The 23,450-nt window shown below is 52.4% G+C and carries 14 protein-coding genes; 9 read left to right on the forward strand and 5 right to left on the reverse strand.

Translation table 11 applies throughout. From position 1 onward, the window contains the following. The first annotated feature begins 30 nt into the window (after positions 1-30). On the forward strand, positions 31-909 hold the full coding sequence (locus DUE52_RS03620) for an SDR family oxidoreductase (protein WP_114404610.1): 879 nt from the start codon (positions 31-33) through the stop codon (positions 907-909). Positions 910-915: 6 nt separating this feature from the next. On the opposite strand, the gene DUE52_RS03625 is transcribed toward DUE52_RS03620, so the two are convergent. Continuing rightward, entirely contained in the window at positions 916-3,030 is a 2,115-nt protein-coding gene (locus DUE52_RS03625) for an outer membrane protein assembly factor BamB family protein (RefSeq protein ID WP_114404611.1), read from the reverse strand. A 118-nt stretch (positions 3,031-3,148) separates the two neighbouring features. On the opposite strand from DUE52_RS03625, the gene DUE52_RS03630 reads away from it, so the two are divergent. The 8 genes from DUE52_RS03630 to DUE52_RS03665 all read left to right on the forward strand — a co-directional run bounded on the left by DUE52_RS03630 (position 3,149) and on the right by DUE52_RS03665 (position 16,338). Next, on the forward strand, positions 3,149-4,525 hold the full coding sequence (locus DUE52_RS03630; protein ID WP_114404612.1) for an L-serine ammonia-lyase: 1,377 nt from the start codon (positions 3,149-3,151) through the stop codon (positions 4,523-4,525). A gap of 341 nt (positions 4,526-4,866) precedes the next feature. Further along, positions 4,867-6,000: a sensor histidine kinase gene (locus DUE52_RS03635; protein ID WP_114404613.1), complete on the forward strand. Its 1,134-nt coding sequence runs from the start codon at positions 4,867-4,869 to the stop codon at positions 5,998-6,000. Next, positions 5,997-6,800, forward strand: coding sequence for a LytR/AlgR family response regulator transcription factor (locus DUE52_RS03640; RefSeq protein WP_114404614.1), 804 nt, complete (start codon positions 5,997-5,999; stop codon positions 6,798-6,800). The genes DUE52_RS03635 and DUE52_RS03640 overlap by 4 nt, the downstream gene beginning before the upstream one ends. Before the next feature lie 223 nt (positions 6,801-7,023). Beyond that, entirely contained in the window at positions 7,024-9,510 is a 2,487-nt protein-coding gene (locus DUE52_RS03645; protein ID WP_114404919.1) for a TonB-dependent receptor, read from the forward strand. Positions 9,511-9,843: 333 nt separating this feature from the next. Beyond that, the gene (locus DUE52_RS03650; RefSeq protein WP_114404615.1) at positions 9,844-10,695 is read left to right on the forward strand and encodes a DUF3347 domain-containing protein; all 852 of its coding nucleotides are present in this window, start codon (positions 9,844-9,846) and stop codon (positions 10,693-10,695) included. A 108-nt stretch (positions 10,696-10,803) separates the two neighbouring features. Beyond that, positions 10,804-13,068 carry a multicopper oxidase domain-containing protein gene (locus tag DUE52_RS03655; protein ID WP_114404616.1) on the forward strand — a complete coding sequence of 755 codons (2,265 nt, stop codon included), beginning with the start codon at positions 10,804-10,806 and terminating at the stop codon, positions 13,066-13,068. Between the two features lie 62 nt (positions 13,069-13,130). Then, positions 13,131-15,137, forward strand: coding sequence for a copper-translocating P-type ATPase (locus DUE52_RS03660; protein WP_229312057.1), 2,007 nt, complete (start codon positions 13,131-13,133; stop codon positions 15,135-15,137). 130 nt (positions 15,138-15,267) lie between these two features. Continuing rightward, positions 15,268-16,338, forward strand: a complete 1,071-nt coding sequence (locus DUE52_RS03665) for an AI-2E family transporter (RefSeq protein ID WP_114404618.1) — start codon at positions 15,268-15,270, stop codon at positions 16,336-16,338. A 131-nt stretch (positions 16,339-16,469) separates the two neighbouring features. Here DUE52_RS03665 and DUE52_RS03670 read toward each other — a convergent pair whose 3' ends face one another. The 4 genes from DUE52_RS03670 to DUE52_RS03685 form a co-directional block, all read right to left on the reverse strand. Then, a complete protein-coding gene (locus DUE52_RS03670; RefSeq protein ID WP_114404619.1) occupies positions 16,470-16,982 on the reverse strand; it encodes a dihydrofolate reductase family protein in 513 nt (170 codons plus the stop codon). A gap of 58 nt (positions 16,983-17,040) precedes the next feature. Next, positions 17,041-17,880 (reverse strand): AraC family transcriptional regulator, encoded by an 840-nt coding sequence (locus DUE52_RS03675; RefSeq protein WP_133299752.1) that lies wholly within the window; start codon positions 17,878-17,880, stop codon positions 17,041-17,043. 200 nt (positions 17,881-18,080) lie between these two features. Then, complete coding sequence (locus DUE52_RS03680) at positions 18,081-20,036, reverse strand: glycoside hydrolase family 127 protein (protein WP_114404621.1); 1,956 nt, start codon at positions 20,034-20,036, stop codon at positions 18,081-18,083. Positions 20,037-20,048: 12 nt separating this feature from the next. Then, the gene (locus DUE52_RS03685) at positions 20,049-23,393 is read right to left on the reverse strand and encodes a UvrD-helicase domain-containing protein (RefSeq protein ID WP_114404622.1); all 3,345 of its coding nucleotides are present in this window, start codon (positions 23,391-23,393) and stop codon (positions 20,049-20,051) included. Positions 23,394-23,450 lie beyond the last annotated feature (57 nt).

Here is a 23,450-nt window from a genome sequence, read left to right on the forward strand (position 1 = left end):
TGAAATTTGTCCTATCAAACCAACACAACCATGACACAGTCAATCTCCCCTTCGATTCTTATTACGGGTGCCACCGGCACGATTGGTTCCGAACTCGCCACCCAACTTTCCGCCAAAGGCATTCCGTTCCGCGCACTGGTGCGGTCCCTGGAAAATGCCGAAAAGCTGGCGCAACTCGACGGTGCCGAACTGGTGGTCGGCGACTTGAACGATCCCGAAAGCCTGGTTCGCGCATTGGACGGTATCGAACGGGCCTTTCTGCTCACCAACTCGTCGGAACAGGCGGAAACGCTGCAAATGAACTTCGTTGCAGTGGCGCAACAAGCTGGGGTTAAGCATATTGTAAAACTTTCCCAGTTTGCCGCCGACCTTCATTCGCCCGTCCGGTTTTTGCGGTATCATGCCGCCGTCGAGCAAAAAATCCGTGAATCCGGACTGTCGTTTACCTTTCTTCGCCCGAATCTGTTCATGCAGGCCCTGCTGGGTTTCCGCGACCCCATCGTGAACCAGGGAAAATTCTTCGCCACGGCGGGGGATGCCCGAATTAGTGCCGTTGACATCCGGGACATTGCCGCCGTGGCCGTCGAAGCCTTAACCATGCCGGGCCACGTAGGCAAAACGTACGATCTGACCGGCCCCGAAGCGTTGACGCATCAGCAGATGGCGGCTCACTTTTCCGACATCCTCGGCCGACCGGTTCTTTACATCGATGTGCCGCCCGCCCACCTGCGGCAGGCACTGCTGTCCGTGGGTTTCCCCGAATGGCAGGCCGATGGGTTGATTGAAGACTACGCCCATTATGCCCGCGGGGAAGCCTCGGCGGTTTCTTCGGCCATTCAGGAGGTGACGGGTAAACCGGCCCGTGATTTCAAAAGTTTTGTGCGTGATTACGCTTTGGTTTTTTCCTGATCGAGCTTAAGGCAACGCAAAGGCGACGTAACTATCGCCTTTCTTCGTCCCCAACTTGGTGCCGCCACAGGCGATGACGATGTATTGTTTGCCGTTTACTTCGTACGTACTGGGCGTCGCGTACCCAGCCGCCGGGAGTTCGGTTTGCCACAAAACCGCCCCGGTTTTTTTGTCGATGACCCGGAACATGCCGTCTTTGCTGGCGGCAATGAACAGCAAACCGCTGGCCGTGACGACGGGACCACCGTAGCTCTCGGCCCCGGTTTGCGGAATGCCTTTGGCAGTCAGTTCTTTCAGCTCGCCGAACGGTTTTTGCCAGAGGTGTTCACCGGTGTTGAGGTCGATGGCCGTCAGCGTTCCCCAGGGCGGGCGGATGGCAGGGTAGCCTTTGCTGTCCAGGAATTTGGTGTAGCCATTGAATTTATAGGGGACATACGGTTCCTTTTTGCCCGGTTTGGCGGAGGTTGCTTCTACCTTTTCATCACCGAACAGGAAGGAGGTCAGTGCCTGTTTTTCGGATTCGGAAAACCGCGTAAAACCGGGCATCATGCCTTTACCGGAGGTGATGAGTTTACTGACAAACTCCCGGTCCCGGCGTTGCCCGATGTTGACCAGCGACGGATAACCACTGGTCGGATTGCCTTTGCGATCCGGCCGGTGGCAAACCGCACAGTTGAGCGTATACAGCTTCTCGCCCGGACTCAGGTGGGCCAGTTCTTCGTCTTTCGGCGTATCGCGCAGGCTTAGCACCCACGCCATCTCATTGGCATTCACGTACATAATGCCATCAGGATCAACGGCGGCACCGCCCCATTCGCCCCCGCCATCCAGACCGGGATAAACGAGCGTCGGGGTTTTGCCAAGCGGTTGGTACGGGCCGACTTTAGAACGTCGGTAGGTTGCCAGCAACGAATCCCGGTTTTCGGCCAGCGGACTTAAATCCGCTTCGGAGATGGTTTGGCGGGAAAAAGGTGCCGGTTTGGTCGGAACGGGCTGCGTCGGCCAGGTGTACTCATCGGGCAAGGATGATTTCGGATAGGGCGTTTCCTTGATTGGGAAAAGCGGTTTTCCAGTTACGCGGTCAAAGACAAAAACGTGTCCGGTTTTGGTGATCTGCGCGACGGCATCGACGGTTTTGCCCTGACTTTTGATGGTGATCAGATTGGGGGGAGCAGGCAGGTCGCGGTCCCAGATGTCGTGGTGAACAAACTGGTAATGCCAGATGCGTTTCCCGGTTTTGGCGTCCAGGGCCAGCAGGCAATTGGCGAACAGATTCTGGCCTTTGCGGTTTCCGCCGTAAAAGTCAAAAGCCGCCGAGCCAGTCGGAACGTACACGATGCCGCGCTGGCGGTCGATGGACATGCCCGACCAGTTGTTGGCTCCGCCGATGTTGGTATTTTTATAGGCGTCCTTCGGCCAGGTTTCATAACCGAATTCGCCGGGGTTCGGAATCGTCCGGAAAACCCAGGCGATTTTTCCGGTTTTGACATTAAAAGCCTGAATGTAGCCCAGGGCCGCATCCGAGCCTTCGGAGAGCCGCAACGGCATGATGATGACGTCGCCAAAGATCGTTCCGGGCGTATTGGAGATGACAAACTTATCGGCAGCGGTAAGACCCAAACCGGCTTTCAAGCTGGCTTTCCCATCCGTACCAAAGCTGGGAATCAGAACGCCCGTTCGGGCATCGACGGCGCAGAGGTTGGAGCCGGAAGCGAAGAGAATGCGCTTGTCGTCGTTGTTACTCCAGTAGGTAACACCCCGGGTGGTGTTGACTCCGCCCCGGTTGGCTTCTTTGTAGCGCCACTTTTCCTGCCCCGTTGCCGCATCGAGCGCAAACACCTGACAGGAAGCCGTTATGCCGTATAACGTTCCGTCGACAATGATGGCGTTACACTGCACCTGCCCGGAATCTTTGGAGTGAAATTCCCACGCAATTTGTAACTTACCGACGTTGGAGGCATTGATCTGGTCGAGTGGCGAGTAATGGTTCCGGTCGGGACCGCCGAGGTATTCGGGCCATTCGCGGGAGGAAGCGGGTGGTTGGGGGGCGTCGGAGAAGAACCGGGCCGCGGTCAACGAAGCCGCCAGCACCACTGCCGCAGGGAATAGAAAACGTTTCATTCGGTTTAGGAAAGCACGAATCGTGCTATTGATTTCTTAATGATGACAAAAAAGCCACCGGTTACCCGTAAAAAGGTTCGGAAATATACAACTTCATCGACATTCCTGACGCTATTTCATGAATAATTCGCCCATTACCACTTCCATCTTTGATTTGTTTAAAGTCGGTCCGGGGCCGTCGAGTTCGCACACGATTGGTCCGATGAAGGCGGCTTATGATTTTCTGGAGCGGTTGCGGCACCTTCCCGAGGCCACGGTAGAATCCGCAGATTCAATTCATGTTCATCTGTATGGTTCACTGAGTGCAACCGGCAAAGGCCACGGCACCGACCGCGCCATTGTGGCCGGTTTGCTGGGCTGGCAACCCGAATCGACCGACCCGGTGGCCTTGATGGCGATGCTGAAAGATCCGGCGGTGACGTATCCGGTGGTGGTGGGAAACCGGACGTTTGACCTGGGCGCGAATTCCATTCATTTTGAGCGCAAAAAGTACGAGTCGCCATTTGCCAATACCGTCGTATTTCAACTGGTGGCGAATGGAAACGGGCTTTATGAGGAGGAATATTACTCCATCGGGGGCGGTTTTATTCTCCGGAAAGGAGAGGAGACCGTCGATCAATCTGCCATCCAGTTGCCGTATAAGTATCAGACGATGAAGGAATTGAAAACCCGTCTGGCGGATCACCAACTGACGCTGGAGCAACTGATGCTGGCGAACGAAACCGCCGTAACGGGCCGTTCGACCAAAGAGATCAACCTGCGGATCGACCAGCTTCTGGACTTCATGCACAAGGCCGTCCGGCGTGGCCTGCGGCATACCGGAACCTTGCCGGGTTCGATCAAACTGCGACGGAAAGCACCGGTTTTGTTTCAGCAGGCGCGGGGTTTGGCACAGTCGTCGGATAGTTTTCTGATCTTTTTGAACTCGTATTGCCTGGCGGCTTCGGAAGAAAACGCGGCTGGCGGCATTGTCGTGACTGCCCCGACGTCCGGTGCATCGGGCGTGATTCCGGGATTGACCTATCTGGCCAAACACCATTTTCATTACAGCAAGGAAACCCTCCGGGCGGGTATGTGGGCCGCAGCCGCTGTCGGTTTTCTGGTGAAACACAACGCCAGTATTTCGGGGGCCGAAATGGGTTGCATGGGCGAAATTGGCACCGCGTCGGCGATGGGAGCGGCTTTTCTGACCCAATGCGCCGGGCATTCCATTGGTGCCATCGAAGCGGCCGCCGAAATCGGCATCGAGCACCACCTCGGCATGACCTGCGACCCGATTGGCGGGTACGTCCAGATTCCGTGCATCGAGCGCAACGCGATGGGCGCGGTCAAAGCCTATAATGCCTTTTTGCTGGCCACCGCCGGAACGCCCGCCAACCAGAAAATCTCGCTGGATGCCGTCATCAAGGTCATGAAAGCCACCGGGCGCGACATGTCGACCAGATACAAGGAAACCTCAGAAGCCGGCCTGGCACTCAGCGCGACAGAATGCTAAAACCCCGAAGCCTGAAAGGCTTTCATCACTAGCCCCGGCGGTATGCCGGGGGGGCGTGGGCATGGGTAGGATCGTAGTTTGGGGAGGGGTTATTATGCGTGATGAGGGATTTCGTCTCTCCCCATTTTTTGGCATATATACCGTTTTCCCCGGCCTATCGCCCCGATCCCCCGGCAACCACCCCGACCCCCCGGCATACCGCCGGGGCTAGTGATGAAAGCCTTTCAGGCTTGGATGTAGATTTGGATTCCGCTCCTCAAACAACCGGTTCGGACATCTAAAAACCGTACTCTGCAATTTTCTTTTTACATTACCAGCCTTATGATGGACCTTCGCGGTGCATGAATCCGAAAACGGCCTACCGGTTAACCTCCCGCCAGATTGCGCAACTCGCTTTGAGCGTGCTGGTGATCTATTACCCCATTCTGTTGTATGTTAACCTGCCGGAACGAAACTGGCAGTTTCTGCTGCAATCCCTGCCGTTTTTGCTGGGGCAGGGTGTGGTGACGTTTGCGATCTACTACGTCTGGATTTACATCACGGAAATCATTCTGGATCGGACGTCCATCCGGTTTGGTGAGGAGTTTCTGGTCGATTTTAAGTTGCCGATGCAGGTGCTGGCGTTGTTGCTGGCCATTACCGCCGGCATGGGGCTGAATCTGGCGGGTGATCAGGCCCGGCATCAACTGGTTCGGTTCATTCCGCGACCGGAAGTGGGCAACCACCGGTCGGCTTCGGAGCGGCCACCGATGGAGGAACCACCCAACCGCCCACACCGCTGGGAGTTTTTCGAGCGATCCAACAATGGTTTGTCCATCGTAATCATGCTGTCGATCTTTTATTTATCGGCCAACCGCCGGGCCAACCGACGACTAAAAGACGTTCAGATTCGGGCGGAGCGGCTGGAAAAGGAAGCGGTTTTGACCCAGTTTGCGGCTTTGAAAAACCAGATCAGCCCGCACTTTCTGTTCAACAGCCTGAGCATTCTTTCGTCGCTGGTCCATGTCGATGCCGATTTGTCGGAGCAGTTTATCGACCAGCTTTCACGGGCTTACCGGTATATTCTGGAGCAAAAAGACAACGATAAAGTCCGGCTGAAAACCGAACTGGATTTCATTCGATCCTATACTTTTTTGCTCAAAATCCGCTTTGAAGACAGTTTCGATGTCCTGATCGACATTCCTGAAAAGACCGTCGATCAGTATTGCATCGCGCCATTGACTCTGCAACTGCTGGTCGAAAATGCGGTGAAACACAACCGGATGACGCCCGAAATGCCGCAGCACGTTTGGATCAAAACCGAGGGCGAATTCCTGGTGGTTTCGAACCGGATTCAGCCGCGCGAGCAACTGGAGCACTCGACGGGAGTGGGTTTACAAAACATCATCAACCGCTACGAGCTCCTGACCGACCAACCCGTGTGGGTGGGCGAGCAGGACGGCGCTTTTGTGGTTAAAATTCCGCTTATCGCATGAACGTCGTTATTCTGGAAGACGAGCGCCTGACGGCCCAGCGGCTGGAAAGCCTGCTGCATCGCTACGACCCCGAAATTCGGGTGCTGGCGACGCTGCCGTCGGTCGAAAAAGCCGTGGCCTGGTTCAGCCAACCCCAGCCGGAAAAACCGGATCTGGTATTTATGGATATCCATTTGCAGGACGGTCTGGCGTTTCGGGTGATCGAGCAGGTGAAGCTGACGACGCCGATTATCTTCACGACGGCTTTCGATGAGTATGTGATTCAGGCCTTTAAGGTCAATAGCATCGACTATTTGCTGAAACCACTGAGTTACGACGAACTGGTTGCCGCCATTACCAAATACAAAAAATTAAAGGAGCACTTTGCTCAACCATCTTCATCGGCACCTCCAACTGCTCCAATGGTGGCACCGGATATGGAAGCGTTGGTCCGGATGCTGGGCGCTTTCAAGGAGACGACCTACAAAGACCGGTTTATGATTACCGTCGGGTCGAAAATCAGGAGCGTGGAGACGAGCGAAATCGCGTATTTTTTCCTCGATGAACGCATGGCATTTCTGGTGACCAAAGACGGCGCAACGCTACCCGTCGATTATAGCCTGGACAAGCTAACGACGCTGCTCAACCCCAAACAGTTCTTTCGGATCAGCCGGCAATTTCTGGTGACCTTGTCCGCCATTCAGACGATTCACACCTATTCGGCCGGAAAATGGCGGCTTGATCTGCAACCCAAATCCCGGTTGGAAGCGTTCGTCAGCGGAGACCGGATTGCGGAGCTGAAAGAATGGCTGGGAAAATAGGCGGTTTTTCGGACCCGCGTCGGTCGGCATTCTGCACCGAAAACCGCCGATTCAGCGCCCGAAAATCCCGGTTTTGCAACATTCTTTTTCGTAAGGAAATTCCGGAGGCAACCTTTGTGACCTGCTAAGACAACGCAGGTCTATCATGAAAACCAAAGGATTTACGTCATTCATTCGCCCGGCCCTCCTCGCCGTATTTCTCTTCACTGGTCTCTCGGCTGCCATGGCCCAGTTTGGCCCTCCCGGGGGTGGCCCTCCGGGGGGTAGCTTCGGCGGTCAGGACGAAAAGAAGAAGAAAGAATTTACGGGTGTAGCCGAGGATGCGCCCAAGGGCAATGGCAAAATATCCGGTATTCTGATCGACTCGACGTCGGGAAAACCGGTCGAGTTCGCCACCATTGCGCTGATCAATCCCGCCACCAACAAGCCCATTGACGGAACGACCTCGGACGAAAAAGGGAAGTTCTCTCTGACCAAACTGGCCCCCGGTCAATACCGCCTTCAGTACTCTTTCATTGGCTACAAAAACACGGATTCCAAAACGATTACCATTGCCAAAGGCACGGATTTGAATGTGGGAAATGTGCAACTTCAGCCCGATGTTCGCCAGTTGAACGAAGTGGTCATTACCGGACAGGCACCCATGATTGAAGAGAAAGTGGACCGGCTGGTGTACAATGCCGACAAAGACGTCACGACCAAAGGCGGTGATGCCACTGATGTGCTGAAACGGGTTCCGATGCTGTCGGTGGATCTGGACGGCAACGTGAGTCTGCGGGGTAGCCAGAACATCCGGGTGCTGATCAACAACAAACCGTCGACCATCGTTGCCAGCAGCGTGGCCGATGCGCTCAAGCAATTACCCGCCGACATGATCAAATCCGTGGAGGTGATCACCAGCCCGTCGGCCAAGTACGATGCGGAGGGAGCCGCCGGGATCATCAACATTGTCACCAAAAAGAATACGCTACACGGTTTGACGCTGAACGTCGACGCCGGAGCCGGAATTCGCGGTTCGAATCTGGGACTGAACGGGTCGTATCGGCAGGGGAAATTAGGCATCAGTCTGGGCGGTTTTGGCCGGGCTTTCTACAACCGGGCGTCGTCGAGCCTCGACCAGACGACGCTGATCGGTGGCGTCCCGATGCGGACCAGCCAGCAGGCTACAGCTTTCGATAAACCGCTTTTCGGACAATATACGCTGGGTCTGGATTACGATCTGGCTAAAAACCAGTCTTTGACGGCAAATATCCGGTATGGTACCCGCAATTTTGTTCAGGAGCAGAACCAGTTGACCAGCACCTATTTCGGGGATTCGCTGCTGGGCAAAACCAACCGCGATGTCGACCGGAAAGATTTGTCAAACTCGGTGGATATCAACCTGGATTACATCCGCACGTTCAAACCGCAGCAGGAGTGGAGCATTTCGACGCAATACAGCCGCACCGGTTTAGTGAATAATTTTTACGCTGACCTGCTGAACAATGGCGGAGAATTGACCGCCCGCCAACGGAACCTGAATAACAACACGAATCAGGAAATTACCCTCCAAACCGACTACCAAACGCCGATTCAGAAGAACCAGTTGCTGGAATTTGGCGCGAAAGCGATTATGCGTCAGGTCGATAGCCGCTATCAATATCAGGTGGGCGGCACCACCGGCGACCTGATTTTTGACCCGACCAACCCATCCGGTTCACTTAATTATTCGCAAAATATCGGAGCGGGTTACGTGTCGTATACCTACGTAACGCCTACAAAATATACCTTCAAAGTCGGGACGCGCTACGAACACACCGGCATCACGGCCACCAGCAATGGAACGACCCCTTTGGCGATTCCGAGTTACAGCAACCTGGTGCCGAGTATCAATGTGTCGAAGAGTTTGAAAGGAGGGGCAACGGTCAAAGCCGCCTACAACCGCCGGATTCAGCGGCCCGGTTTGCAACAGTTGAACCCGAACCCCAACGCGGCCAATCCGCAGAACATCAGCGTCGGAAATCCAACCCTGCGCCCGGAATTGACGGACAACGTGGAACTGAGCATCAGCTCGACCATCAAGAAAACATACCTGAATGCCGCCTTGTTCGGACGTCTGACCAACAACGCCCTGACGCAAATCCGGCTGCCATCGGATACACTGGCGGGGAGCATCATCACGACGTTTCAGAACATCGGCGTGCAGCGGACCTTCGGAGCCAACCTGTTTTTTAACACCAATCTGACATCCAAATGGAGCATCAACGGCGGTTTGGACGGTTATTATGTATACATGCAGGGTATGACGGCCGGAGTCGACGGACGCTCGCAGCAGATTAGTAATCAGGGTTTAAGCATCGGTGGACGGCTGATGTCGCAGTGGACGCTCAACAAAGGCTGGGGGATTCAGGGATTCGGATTTTACCGCAGTCCACAGCCGCAGTTGCAGGGAACGATGGGCGGGATGTACATGTATTCGCTGGGTGTGAAAAAGGATTTCGCCAACAAGCGCGGCAGCATTGGGCTGGCGGCTGAAAACTTCCTGGGGAATGGAGTCAAAATGCGCACGACGCTCGATTCTCCCCTGCTTTCCCAGACCAGCGTGATGAATCTGTACAACCAGAATGTGAAGGTGACCTTCTCGTATCGCATCGGTAAAATGACGTTTGAAGAGAAAAAGAAGAAAAGCAAGTCGGTCAATAACGACGATGTGAAGGGAGAAATGAATTGATTTTCTGAGCGAAACTGACTTTGGACTCACTTGCTGAAAAGGCGGGTGAGTCCATTATTATGTACAGGGTTTCCATAATTCTGTACGAAAAGCGGGAAATGAATCGCCGATCTTTGTAACGTGAAAATTTGACCACGCTGGTTCTTAGGTCATTGATTAGGACTTTCGCTTTTGCCCCTAAATCCCCTAAAGGGGACTTTTAGCACTCAGATTAAGCTGTGTCCAAGTCCCCTTTAGGGGATTTAGGGGTTATCAGACGTAAGTCCTGTTTATGAAAGACCGCATTTTAATTTACTGACAATGACTTGTTTACTGAACTTAACGACTATTACCATGAAATCACTGAAAATAGGGATGGCAATCATGCTATTGCTAGCGTCATTTCTGTCGCAGGCAGCCATCAAAAATGCCGTAACCGAACAGGTAAAAATCCCGGGTGCCTGCTCCATGTGCAAAGATGGCATTGAAGCGGCCGCTTTTCAGAAAAACACCTCAGAAGCAAGCTGGGATGTAAGTACAAAAGTGGCCTCCATTACCTATGATCCGAAGAAGACGTCGGTGGATGCCATCCTGAAAAAAATCGCACTCGCTGGCTACGACAATCAACAGTATTTGGCGCCTGACGATGCCTATGCAAAACTGACGGATTGCTGCCGGACTGCCCGGGCTGGTAAAAAAGAAGCACAGGTTGCCAAAAATGCGCCTGCTCATCACCAGGAGTCGGCACCGGCCTCTCCGGTCGAAACGGCTGGTTCGGATCCTTTGAAACCGGTTTTGGAAGCGTATTTCTCGGTGAAAGACGCCCTGGTCAATTCGGACGGAAAGGCTGCTTCGGCCCAGGCCGCCGTTCTGGTGAAGGCCATTAAAGCGGTGAAAATGGGGCAGTTGAGTACGGAGCAACACACGGTCTGGATGAAGGTGATGAAAGACCTCGATCTGGACGCGGAGCACATCGAAGAAACCAAAGAGGTAAGCCACCAGAGAGACCATTTCACCTCGCTTTCCGAGAATATGTACAAACTCATCAAGGCCGGAAAACCATCGGAAACAGTTTATTACCAGCATTGCCCCATGTTTAATGACGGAAAAGGGGCTAACTGGCTGAGCAAAATCCCGGCAGTGAAAAACCCCTATTACGGCGCACAGATGCTGAGCTGTGGTAAAACGACCGAAACCATCAAATAAAACCGGGCTGTTCCAACTCCATTGCTTTGTCTGTCCATTCGTGGCAGTGCAATCGCTTTGCTCGTGGGTGGAACAGCCTTTTCTTTCCTCCTTTACAGAAAACATACGATGGATTTTGGTAAAAATCCGGCTGGAAGGCTGCTTCTTGTCTTCAGCCTGTTTCTGCTTGCCTTTCGTCCGGCGCAGGCTCAAAAAGTAATACGGTACGACCTGTACGTAAAGGATACAACCGTCAATTTTACCGGGAAACCCAAAAGGGCCATTGCCGTGAACGGGCAAATCCCGATGCCGACGCTCACCTTCACCGAGGGCGACACGGCCGAAATTTACGTCCATAACGACCTGAATGAGGAGACGTCCCTGCACTGGCACGGGCTGTTTTTGCCCAACCGGTACGACGGTGTACCCAATATGACCCAAATGCCGATCAAGCCCCACACGACCCACTTATACCGGTTTCCCATTATTCAGAACGGCACCCACTGGTACCACAGCCACACCGGTTTGCAGGAACAACTTGGCATGTATGGTTCTATGATTCTCAACAAGAAAAAAGAGCCGACCATCCCGACGGTTCCGGTCATGCTGAGTGAGTGGACTGATATGAACCCCAACAATGTTCACCGGCTGCTGCACAATGCCAGTGATTGGTTTGCTATCAAAAAGGGAACGACACAAAGCTATTGGGAAGCGATTAGGCAGGGCTATTTTAAGACCAAAGTAGTCAATGAGTGGAAGCGGATGAACGCCATGGATGTCAGCGATGTCTACTACCACCAGTTTTTGATCAACGGAAAAAACGAAAGTCAGCTTTCGCAGTTCAAAGCCGGTGATCGGGTGCGTTTGCGGATTTCGAACGGAGGAGCCTCCACGTATTTCTGGCTTACCTATGCGGGTGGAAAAATGACGGTGGTAGCCAACGATGGCAACGAGGTGGAACCCGTGGAAGTCGACCGGTTGATTATTGCCGTTTCCGAAACCTACGACGTCATCGTTACCATTCCGGCGGGAAATGCCGACTCCCGCCCAACGGCGTATGAATTTCTGGTAACCTCCGAAGACCGGACTCGCTCGGCCTCGTTGTACCTCGGTGAAGGCGTGAAACAACTCGCATCGCCCCTGCCGAAATTACACTATTTCGAGGGGATGAAGATGATGAACGGCATGATGAAAATGAACGGTAATCTGGATGATATGGGTATGAACATGAGTCTCAACCAGATGGATATGAACGTGGTCATGTATCCTGAAATTACCGGGTCGGCCAACGGAAAAATGGCGCAACAATCACAGCAAACGGATGGAATGAGCAAGGAAAATGCCCATCCTAACCGGTATAACAGCAACGCGTTATCGGCGATTACCACCTTGAACTATGCGATGCTCAAATCGCCGGTTAAAACGTCTCTCCCCGGCAAGGCACCGGTCAGGGAACTGCGGTTTGTGCTAACGGGAAATATGAACCGGTATGTCTGGAGTCTGGATAACCGGGTGGTTTCTGAAACGGACAAAATCCTGATCAGGAAAGGGGAAAATGTTCGGATGGTGATTTATAATAATTCCATGATGCGCCACCCGATGCACCTGCATGGTCACGATTTCAGAGTGATTAATGGACAGGGGGAACAGGCTCCGCTGAAAAACGTCATCGACATCATGCCGATGGAAACCGACACCCTCGAATTTGCCGCCACCGAAAGTGGTGACTGGTTTTTCCATTGTCATATTCTGTACCACATGATGAGCGGAATGGGCCGGGTTTTTTCCTACGAAAATTCTCCTCCCAATCCGGAAATCCCCAACCCGAAGTTAGCCCGGCGCAAACTATTTGCCGACGACCGGGCATTTCATTTCATGGCCGAAAACGATTTTGCGACCAATGGAAACGACGGGCAAGCGATGCTGCAAAATACCCGCTGGAGTGTTGGCACCGAATGGCGACTGGGCTATAACGACCATCATGGCTATGAAACCGAAACCCACATTGGACGCTATCTGGGCAAAATGCAGTGGTTGATGCCCTTCATCGGTTTCGACTGGCGGTATCGAAAAATGGGGATGGACGAAGTCGAGCGCAATCTGTTCGGCCAGCAAAATACCAAAGATCAGCGAGCGGTTTTCAGTGCCGGGATCAACTACACCCTGCCGATGCTGGTGGTGGCCCAAGCCGAGGTTTTCACCGACGGCAATGTCCGCTTTCAACTGGAACGGATGGATATTCCGGTTTCCAAACGCCTGCGAATGAGTCTGATGGCAAACACCGATAAGGAATATATGGCCGGATTTCGGTATATTCTCACGAAAAACAGTGGCGTGTCGGCCCATTATGACAGCGATATGGGATTTGGCGTAGGGGTCACTCTGAATTATTGACCACGGGCAGGTCTTTCATAAACCGAAAGAAGATGGAACATCACCACGAACATCATCACGACATGCAAAAGGAAACGGCTTTGCATGCGCATTCCGCCAAACCCATGGACGACCATGCCGGTCATGATAAACACGCTGGTCACCACACCGGCGATTTCCTGAAGCGTTTCTGGGTATGTCTGGTCGTCACCGTTCCCGTTCTTTTGTTGTCGCCCATGATCCAGCACTGGGCAGGATTCCACTGGCGGTTTTCCGGTGATACGTATATGCTCATGATCCTGAGCAGCTTCCTGTATTTTTATGGCGGATGGCCTTTTCTGACGGGCCTGGTCGGGGAGCTTAAAAACAAAAACCTGGGGATGATGACGCTGGTGGCCGTAGCGATTACGACGGCCTTCGGATACAGTGTGGCGGTGGTTTTTGGCCTGGAGGGCATGGACTTTTTTTGGGAGCTGGCTACCCTGATCGACATCATGTTGCTTGGGCACTGGCTGGAAATGAAGTCCCAGATGGCGGCTTCGCGCGCGCTGGAATCCCTGGTGGCTTTGCTGCCTTCAATCGTCCATGTGGAAAGAGACAATCAGGTAATCGACATCGCCTTGAAAGACCTGCACTCCGGCGATGTGTTGCTGGTAAAACCGGGAGAAAAGATCCCGGCCGACGGGCTGATTCTGGAAGGGACTTCGTATGTGAATGAAAGTATGCTAACCGGCGAAAGTGTTCCGGTGCAGAAACAGAAAGCGGATAAGGTCATCGGCGGGGGAATCAATACGGACGGGGTTCTGAAAATCCAGGTTACGGGAGCCGGTGACGATACGTATTTGCAAAAAGTAATTAAAATGGTCAGGAATGCGCAGGGAGCCAAATCGAATACCCAGAATCTGGCCGACACGGTAGCGAAGTGGCTTACGTTGATTTCCATCAGTGTCGGCATCCTGACATTTGTCGTTTGGTACACGGGTAGTCAAAGCCTCGCCTTTGCGCTGGAACGCATGGTAACGGTGATGGTAACGTCCTGCCCACACGCTTTGGGGGTTGCGATTCCGCTGGTTATCGCGATTTCAACCACCCTTTCGGCCACGCACGGGCTCCTGATCCGAAACCGTACGGCGTTTGAAAATGCCCGGAATCTTACCATGATCATTTTCGATAAAACCGGGACGTTGACCAAAGGGTCTCATGAAGTCCAGGCGATCATCGCGCAGGACAAGCAGTTTTCGGACGACCAGATCCTGCAATTTGCCGCAGCGATCCAGCAAAATTCCGAACACCACATCGCGCACGGGGTGATCCGAAAACTGAAAGAAAAGAAGCTGGACCTGTGGCCTTCAACCGATTTTACCTACCTGCCGGGAGTCGGGGTGATGGGGATTGTAAACGAAAGAAAAGTAATGGCGGTCGGCCCCAATTATTTTAAACAGGAAAGCCAGGCTGTCCCCACCATTCCCGACCAGGTCGATCAGGCGACCGATACCGTCAATTTTATTCTGGTTGACGGAAAGTTGGCGGGTCTGATCACGTTTGCCGATAGTCTCCGGGAAAATGCAGCCGAAGCGGTAGCAGCCTTGAAAAAAATGAACATCAAAACCTTCCTGTTGACGGGCGACAACGAGAAAATTGCCGAAGCAGTCAGTAAAAAGCTACAGATGGATGGGTATCTGGCGAACGTTCTACCCCACGAAAAGCAGGACAAAGTCAGGGCATTTCAGGAGAAAGGAGAGGTGGTTGCCATGACCGGCGACGGGGTGAATGATGCGCCGGCACTGGCACAGGCCGATGTGGGCATTGCCATTGGCTCCGGTACGGATGTAGCCGCCGAAACCGCCGATATTATTCTGGTCAACAGTGATCCGATGGATGTGGTGCAAATGATCACGTTTGGGCGGGCTACGTACCGGAAAATGGTGCAAAACCTGGCATGGGCCGTTGGCTACAATGTAATTGCTATTCCCTTGGCCGCAGGCGTTCTGTATCCAACGTTTATGCTTAGCCCGGCGATGGGAGCCATTCTGATGAGTGCATCAACCATTGTTGTTGCCATTAATGCCAAGCTGTTGCGAGTCCAGTAATTCCCTAAAGGGCTGTCGGTAGGGCTGGACTGAAAGAGAAATTCATTCCAAAGGTGATCTTATTCCAATTTGCCAAAACAAAAACCGAGGGGAGTGGTGTTAATTGGGTAGATATCTTTTTCAACAACCGATGGCCACCATTTATACCCCCAAACAGCAGCGTGTTCTCTTAATTATCAGTCTGGTTGTTATTGCCGGTTTTATCTTGATTGGACTGCGTCAATACACCATTGCCCTGCTTGGTTCCGGAATTATTTACGTCATTTTTCGTCCCTGGTTCACCAATCTGGTTCACAAACGAAAATGGAACCGCTTGCTGGTCACCATTTTACTCATTCTTTTTTCGGTTGTGGTAATTATCATGCCGTTTCTGGCACTGAGCCTATTGCTCATCAACCGGATTCAGTATTACAGCCAGCACACCGACCAAATTCTGCAATTGATCGAAAAACTGGAAAAAGCCACCGGGATTCAACTGACCGATCAGACCAACATCAAGAATCTGGTGAAGCAGAGTGCCGGTTTTGCCAGTCAGCAGTTTCCTTCCATTTTGAGTGGCACGCTGGATGTTATTATTTCGCTGGGGTTGCTCTACGTCGGCTTGTACTTCATTTTCATGGAGGAAGAAAAATTCCTGAAGGGTTTGCGTAAATACCTGCCTTTTGAAGATGACACGCTCGATGAACTGGGGGAGGATCTGAAAAATATGGTGAATGCCAATATTCTGGGGCAGGCACTGGTTTCTCTGGTTCAGTCGATTCTGACCGGGTTGACCCTCTGGATTTTCGGGGTGCCCGACGCGGTTTTCTGGGGTACGGTCGCTTTCTTTTTTGCTTTTATACCAATTCTCGGAACGCCGATTGTCTGGGGACCCGCCGGTATTCTGATGATTTCACAGGGCAATACCGGTGACGGAATCGGTATTTTGGTGGTGGGAGCCGTGGTGATCATCAACGTCGACAACCTGCTTCGGGTCATGCTGGCCAAGCGCATGGGCGATGTTCACCCGTTCGTAACCTTAACCGGTATTGTGCTGGGCGTACCCATTTTTGGCATTCTGGGTCTGGTCATTGGACCGCTTTTGCTGGCCTACTTCATGGTTCTCTTCAACGTATTTGAACGCCAAAACGGCAAGTTGCGCCTGGAAGCCGCCAAAGAAGAAAAGGTGCTGGAGAAAAAAGCGGAGCGGACAGTACAATAAGTTTTACTAGAAATCATAAATGAAAAATGATGAATGTAAAATGTTAAAGGATTGGCCGGACCAGCACTTTAACATTTTACATTCATCATTTTTCATTTATGATTCATTTGTTTTCAGGCGAATTGAAATGCTTAGCCTTTTACATAATGCAACTCCACGAGTCCCCGCTCATAGGTTTTGGTTTCCACCAACTGCCAGGGATGTGATTTTTCCGTTGCCTGGAACATCGGAATGCCTTTTCCCAGAATAATCGGATGGACAAATACCTGAAGTTCGTCGATCAGCCCGGCTTCGAGTAAGAGGGCGTTGATCTGGCCTCCGCCCACCAGAAAAATGTCTTTCCCGGCCTGCTGTTTCAATGCCTGAACAAATGCCACCACATCACTTGCGATAAATTGCACATAAGCTGCTTCGGGTCGATTTGGGTTTCGGGTAAAAACATAGTTTGTCTGGGATTTGTACGGAAAATCACCAAAGGTTTCGATCAATTTGTACGTTTCATACCCCATTAGTGTCGTATCGACGGTTTCCATAAACGCGTCGTATCCAAACTCTCCCTCGGTAAACAACCAATCGATTTCGCCGTTCGGTCCGGCAATGTAACTGTCTAAACTCGTCGCGATGTACAATTTTACCTTTCTCATTGTATTTGTTTTTTGAGGCAAAAGTACGCGACAGCCGCTTCGGAGAATTGTATAAAAATTACCCGTGATCGGCTGATGCCCGGATGTAACAGGGTGATGCGGGGTCGATGGCACCCGCCAGAACATGGTTTCGGTAGTCGCCCGGAGTCAGATTGGTCAGGGATTTAAAGAGGTGATTCAGATGGGCCTGATCGAAAAAACCGTGTTGGTGGGCGAGTTCCGTGAGCGACTGATGCGGTTTTTGGGCTAAATCGCTCGCAAGATCGTTGAGCAGTCGCAGGTGCAAAAACCGCCCGGGTGAGATGCCGATGTGCTTTTTAAACGCCAGCGTGAGCGATTTTGGACTGATTCGCAGGTCCTGGGCCAGCGCTTTAATGATTCCATCGTGCCAGCGGCTTCGCTGCAAAAAGTCGACCGCATAAACTAAATAAGCCGGAATGTCTCTGTCGGTCAGGCGTTTGGTCAAAAACCGTTCGAGCAGGGCCAGTTTCTCACCGGCGGTTAATGCGTCCCGCATCCGTCCATTTAGCTCGTTTATTGACCGGCAGAAAACCGTATTACCCGGAGCAATTTGATTGGTGAGTTCCGACGCTGGAATTCCCGTCAGCGATTGCAAGGCCCAGGGTTTCAAAAAAACGCCGAAGGTTTCGTGCTTGCCCGACGTTATGGTGCGTTGCGGGCGCGTATATAACCCGCTGACCCAGTTTTCCTCGTCTTCAATAATCAGAGCCTCGTTCGGATCGCTGACCGAGAAGTGTTCCGAAAAATTGAACATCAACTCGTACTGCAAAACGGGCAGGCAAATATCCTGTTGATCGATATGATCCGCTGAAATGTGCCAGAGTTTGTGAACGAACAGGCGGAGGGATTCGGGCGGTTCCTGGACAATGACATTCATGCGGATTTCTGACGGTTCTTTTCCGGTCAACGCTAGCAGTTTTCGGTAAGTTTCTTCGGCAAGAAATTGGGTGTAAACTGACTCCGAAAAATAATAAAATAAAAAAGTAACGCTTCCGGCGTTACTTTTTATAATTCGCTACGTCTAAGTTGACCGAATCCTCAACGCTGGAAAATAGCGCGCCAATTTTTCAAATCCTGTTATTTTCCTATTGAACCAAACCAAACTGCCATTTCCGTAGTGCCCCGGTTGTTCCAGGCATAATACGGAATCAGGGTAATTGGTTTTGCTCCCGCCGATTTTAAAACCGTTATGCCACCCAGCAACTCTTTTCGGTATTCAGGCGTAAAAGATTGATTGCCAGTGGTCGTGATTGAGAGTGCCTGCCCGTTGTTGTCCACTCCTTCGGCGCAATACACAATGGGTCCCCGCTCAATGGCCACTTTCCCTTTGGTCGCTTTCACTTTCTCATTCGCCACTACTTCGCGAACCGGCATATCGAACGTTAGCGTCAGCACATCACCGGTTTTCCAGGTTCTGTACAATTTTAGATAGCCTTTTTCAACCGAAACCGGCGTCACTTTTCCATTGATGGTCAGCTTAACCAAAGGTGCGTTTTGCGTCACATACCGATATAGATCCCCCGGCATGGGCTGGTTGGTGGCCCAACCCGGAACGCGGATCAGAAGCGGAAAGGCCACGGCTTTTTTGGGCGAAACCGTCATTTTGATGGCGCCATCCCACGGATAATTCGATTGCTGTTGGATGTTGACCGGCACACCGTTCATCGTCACCTCCGTCTGGCTATCGGCAAAGAGGTTGATAAACAGCTCATTGTTACGCAGCGCGTAGATGTAGCCCGGCAGTGAGGGCAAAAACCGGGCGACATTGCTCGGGCAGCAGTTGATGCCAAACCAGGGCGAGCGCCGGGCCGGTTCGCCGTTGCTAAAGTCTTTTTTGCCGTTCGATGACATCGGATTGACGTAAAAAAACGAATTGCCTTCAATCGAAACGCCCCCCAGAAAACCGTTGTACAACACCCGCTCGAAAACGTCCATGTATTTGGATTCACCGGTCAACAGAAACAACCGGTGGTTCCAGAGCAAATTGGCCGTGGCCGCGCAGGTTTCGGCATAAGCCGCGTCGTTGGGCAACACATACGGTTCGTCAAAAGCTTCGCCGTTTTCACGCGCACCCACGCCCCCCGTGATGTACTGCTTGCGGGTCGTGGCATCTTCCCAAATCTTCATGACCGCATCCAGAATCGGTTGGTCGTGCTGAATGGCTGCCAGATCGGTCATGGCCGCATATAAGTATTGCGCTCGAACGGCGTGACCAGCGGCTTCGCTTTGCTGGACCACCGGTTTCAGGTCCTGAAAATAAGTTGGCCCCAGGTTGTGCGCATCCTGGTACAACGACCGTTTATCGCCCCTGCCGCGCATGTCGACAAAAAACCGGGCCAGATCGAGGTAGCTTTTTTCACCAGTTAAGCGGTACAATTTAACGAGGGCAATTTCTGTCTCTTCGTGTCCCGGCACCACAATCATCTGCCCCGGTTTCGGGCCAATCGTTTTAACGAGGTGGTTGGCATTTTTAATGGCGACATCCAGCAATGTACGTTTGCCAGTCGCCTGAAAATGCGCAATGGCGGCTTCGTAGAGGTGCCCCACATTATAGAGTTCGTGACTGCCATTTTCGAACGAATACCGGCTCGGGCCGGCAATCCAGTCTTTCAGACCGGTGCTGTCTTTGAAAATGGTTCGGATCGTGTAAATGTAGCCGTCGGGTTCCTGAGCGGCCGCGAAGAGCGTAATCAGGCTGTCAAGGTAGCGGTCGAGTTTGGGATCATATTTATTCTGGAGCGTATAGGCGGCTCCTTCCACGACCTTATACACGTCGGATTCATCGAATCGAATGCCGTTGAATGTCCCCTTTTTCAGACCACCGGCCACGGCGAAATTGTCGAGTTTGCCGGTTTCTTCAATTTTGTGGAACGCGTGCGGAATGGTGACGTTACGGGCCGCTTCCAGCCGGTTGTACCAGAAACCGGGCTGAATTTTTACATTCGAAAGCGGAACGGCCGTGATCGGATATTCCTGCGCAAGAGCAACCTGCGTGGCTAAAAGAACCGATAAAAACCAAAACGAATATTTCATAGGTTGAGCTGATTAATTCAATTTAATAACCGTGCCATCCTGAATGGACACCAGCCAGCCTTCCACCGTGGAATGGCCCATTTGATGGTAGAGTTTCATAAAAGACCGCATTTTGGCCTGATCGTTTTCATCGGACTCTTCGGTCAAATAATTGACTAACACCACTTTGCCCGGAAACTGAACGACGCGGTTGGGACCGTTTCGCTGCGGTTTTCCGTTCAAACCGTTGTTGACCAGAATCCGGCGGTTGTTATCAGCCCGGTTTGCCGGTGCGAAAAGCGGACTGATGTCGGGATGGTTCAGCACGGTTTGCAAAGCCGACCACATCGTATCCTGCTCCGACGCCCGCAAAAGCCCCTCGGCCACCATCCGCCGAATGGCGCGTTCCGAGTCCTCCGGTTTCTGAATCATGGACAGGGCCGTACAGACTTTTTGCCACCAAGCCCGGCTTTTTTCAAAGGCCGAGGTGTCGATGGTCCGCTCAATGCGCCGGAGCCGCAGTGGTTGCGTCCCTTCCCGGTTGCCAACGGAAACCGCGAAAGAATCACTTAAGGTTAACGAATGTTTGGTCGGTTGGGTTATAAAATCAGACAGCGGGTAGCTCATTTTTCCCTCTTCCCAACAGGCATTGCCCCGAAGATCAGTGAGATAGGTATATAGCCAGAAGTCGATGCCATTGGCGTTTTTAAACCCGCCGTCTTTGCCCGTTGGCGTAAAATCCTGTTTGGCCGCGATGATGTACAGCCGGTCGGTGGGGCGGGTGAAGGCCACATAGACCAGATTCATGCACTCGACAAATGTCCGGTACAACTCATCCTGGTACTGATCCGCCAGGGGTGTTTCGTCAAGGTCTTTTTTGATGGTGATCGATGCGGTTTGCAGCCGCCGGATTTCCTGGTGACCCAAACCCGGAATCGCCAGTTCGTCCACCTCACCCAATGGCCACAGGTCAGCCCACATCGTCTCGTTGTTGCGCGGTTTATACGACCAGTCGGCATACGGAATGATGACGACTGGGTATTCCAGCCCCTTCGATTTGTGGATCGTCTGAATCGTAACGGCATTCTGGTCGGCCGGGGTGCTGACCGACACTTTCTCCTGGGCGGTTTCCCAGTATTTCAGAAAATCGGTCAGGTGACTGCTGTACCGGCTGCTGTAGGTCAGCACCTCGTCCATGAACCGGAACAGATAGGCGCTGTCCCGTTCATTTTCGTATAGGTCGAAATAGTCGGCCAGTTTTTCGCACAATTCATAAATACTGAGTTGTTGCAAAGCCGTCGGGTCGAGTTTGGCCTTATCGATTTTAGAAACCAGGCCGAAAATATCTTCCTCATCTTCGGCTTTGGCCATCTTGTCCATGTACTCCATCCAGGCGGCATCGGGAAGGTTGGGGTTGATGAGCCGGTGGTATAGAAACAGCATATCGTAGCGCACCATCCGGTTTTCGGGCTGGTGCAGCAGTTGCAGCAGCGAAACCAGAAACCGCACCCGTTCCGAGGATTGCAGCGTTAGCGAATCTTCCGATGTGAGCGGGATGTCGTTGGCTTCCAGGTAGTCGGCAATGCGCCGGGCGTTTTTCTTGAACCGGCACAAAACCGCTACATCGCCGTACTGATAGCCATCGGCCACGGCTTTCTGAATCAGTTGCAGGGTTCGCTCCACCATCTGCGCGTTGAAATCCGGCTCATCCCCGTCCGCGTTTTTAGCCGCAAACCGATCCGGTTTTTCGATAAAATCAAGCTGAACGTGACCCAGCACCCCGGCTTTGGCCGATGCCTGCCGGAATTGCTCATCGAATACTTCCGTCACTTTCTGAAAATCCGTATCAGCGTAGAAATCAGCCATGAATCGAAAAAAACCGTTATTGAATTCCACGATGGATTCCGCACTGCGCCAGTTGGTGGCCAGCCGGTCGGGTTGCAGGTGGTGTTGCAAACCGGATAAGCGTTCGACCGTCATGTCACTGGTTTCGTGCGCCGACAGAAGCGAGTCGAGCTTGCCGCTGTGCAGGGCCACGATCTGGTCCATGTCGCCCCCGCGAAACCGGTAGATGGCCTGTTTCGCATCGCCCACCGCGAGGTTAAACCGTTGGTAGGCTAAGTTGTTGTCGATTAGCGGTAACAGGTTAACAAACTGAAGTTTTGATGTATCCTGAAACTCATCGATCAGGATGTGGTGAAACTTCTCGCCGAGCCGTTCGTAGATGAAGGGAACTGGTTCTTCGGTCACCACTTTCACAATCAGGCGGTTAAATTCCGAGATGTGAATCCGGTTCTGCTCGCGTAACAAATCGTCACATTCCTGCTTGATTTGTTTCAGTAACGCTACTTTCTGCAAGTGTTGTTCGATGGCTCCGAATGTCCGGTAGCGCAGAAGACTGTCCTGCCGAAGTCGTTCGATTTGCAGAATATAGTCCCGAAGTTGCTCTTTAATGGCCTCAATCTGAAGCTGTTCGGGTGTCAGATTCTTCTTGCCCGAATGCCAGACGTCGTCGTCGATGGCTTTCCGCACATACGAGTTGGGATCTTCCGGAAAGGAAAAGAGCGAAGTTCGCTTCTTGAAATACGCTCCAACGCCTTTGTCGCCGTAATAAAAGGCCTTTTCGGGAATACCTGCATCCTGAATCAGTTGGTATCCTTGCTGGGCCAATTGCTCGATCATCGTCTCAATTTCCCGGTTTTTCTCGCGCAGGTTGCGCCGAATGGTCCGGAAATTTTCGGGATTCAGTTCCTTGAGTTTCTGCACGAACTCGTAGTTCCGGTCGCCCAACTGGCCTTTGGAGAAATCGGCGAGCGTTCCGGCGAGGCCATACCAGCTTTTTCCATCGGACGCATTATCGAGGTAAAATTCTTCCAGGGCTTCCGACAAATAGGGGTGATCTTCCTGCCCCACTTTCTCCAGCAGCCGGTCGATGGCTGTTTGCAAAACCGCATCGGTATCCATTTCGACCTCGAAACTATACGGCAATTCCAGATCGTCGGTGAATGCCGTCACGACGCGCTGCACGAAGCTGTCGATGGTCAGAACGGAGAAGGAAGAGTAATCGTGGAGAATGGAATGGAACGTCAGCCGCGCCCGGTTTTGCAGCTCAGCCGGTTCAAGCTGTAACTCGCTGGCTAATTCCGTAAGCTGGGAGTTCAGGTCGCCCGAGGTAATTTTCCGGAGTTGCTCCAGAATCCGGTCCTTCATATCCCGGGCGGCCGCGTTGGTGAAGGTCACCGCCAGAATGTTCTTAAACTGGTGTGATTCAAAGCCTTTTCCGGATTGGGAACGGTCTCCCAGTGCCAGTTTGAGGTATTCTTTGGTCAGTGTATAGGTCTTCCCCGATCCAGCCGATGAACTGAAGATTTTGAACATACAGGAAAGATAAGCAGGTTGACGTTATTTCGCGGAGTTAAGCGAAGAAAAAGAGAG

Source organism: Larkinella punicea (assembly GCF_003334855.1).
Taxonomy (GTDB): Bacteria; Bacteroidota; Bacteroidia; order Cytophagales; family Spirosomataceae; genus Larkinella; species Larkinella punicea.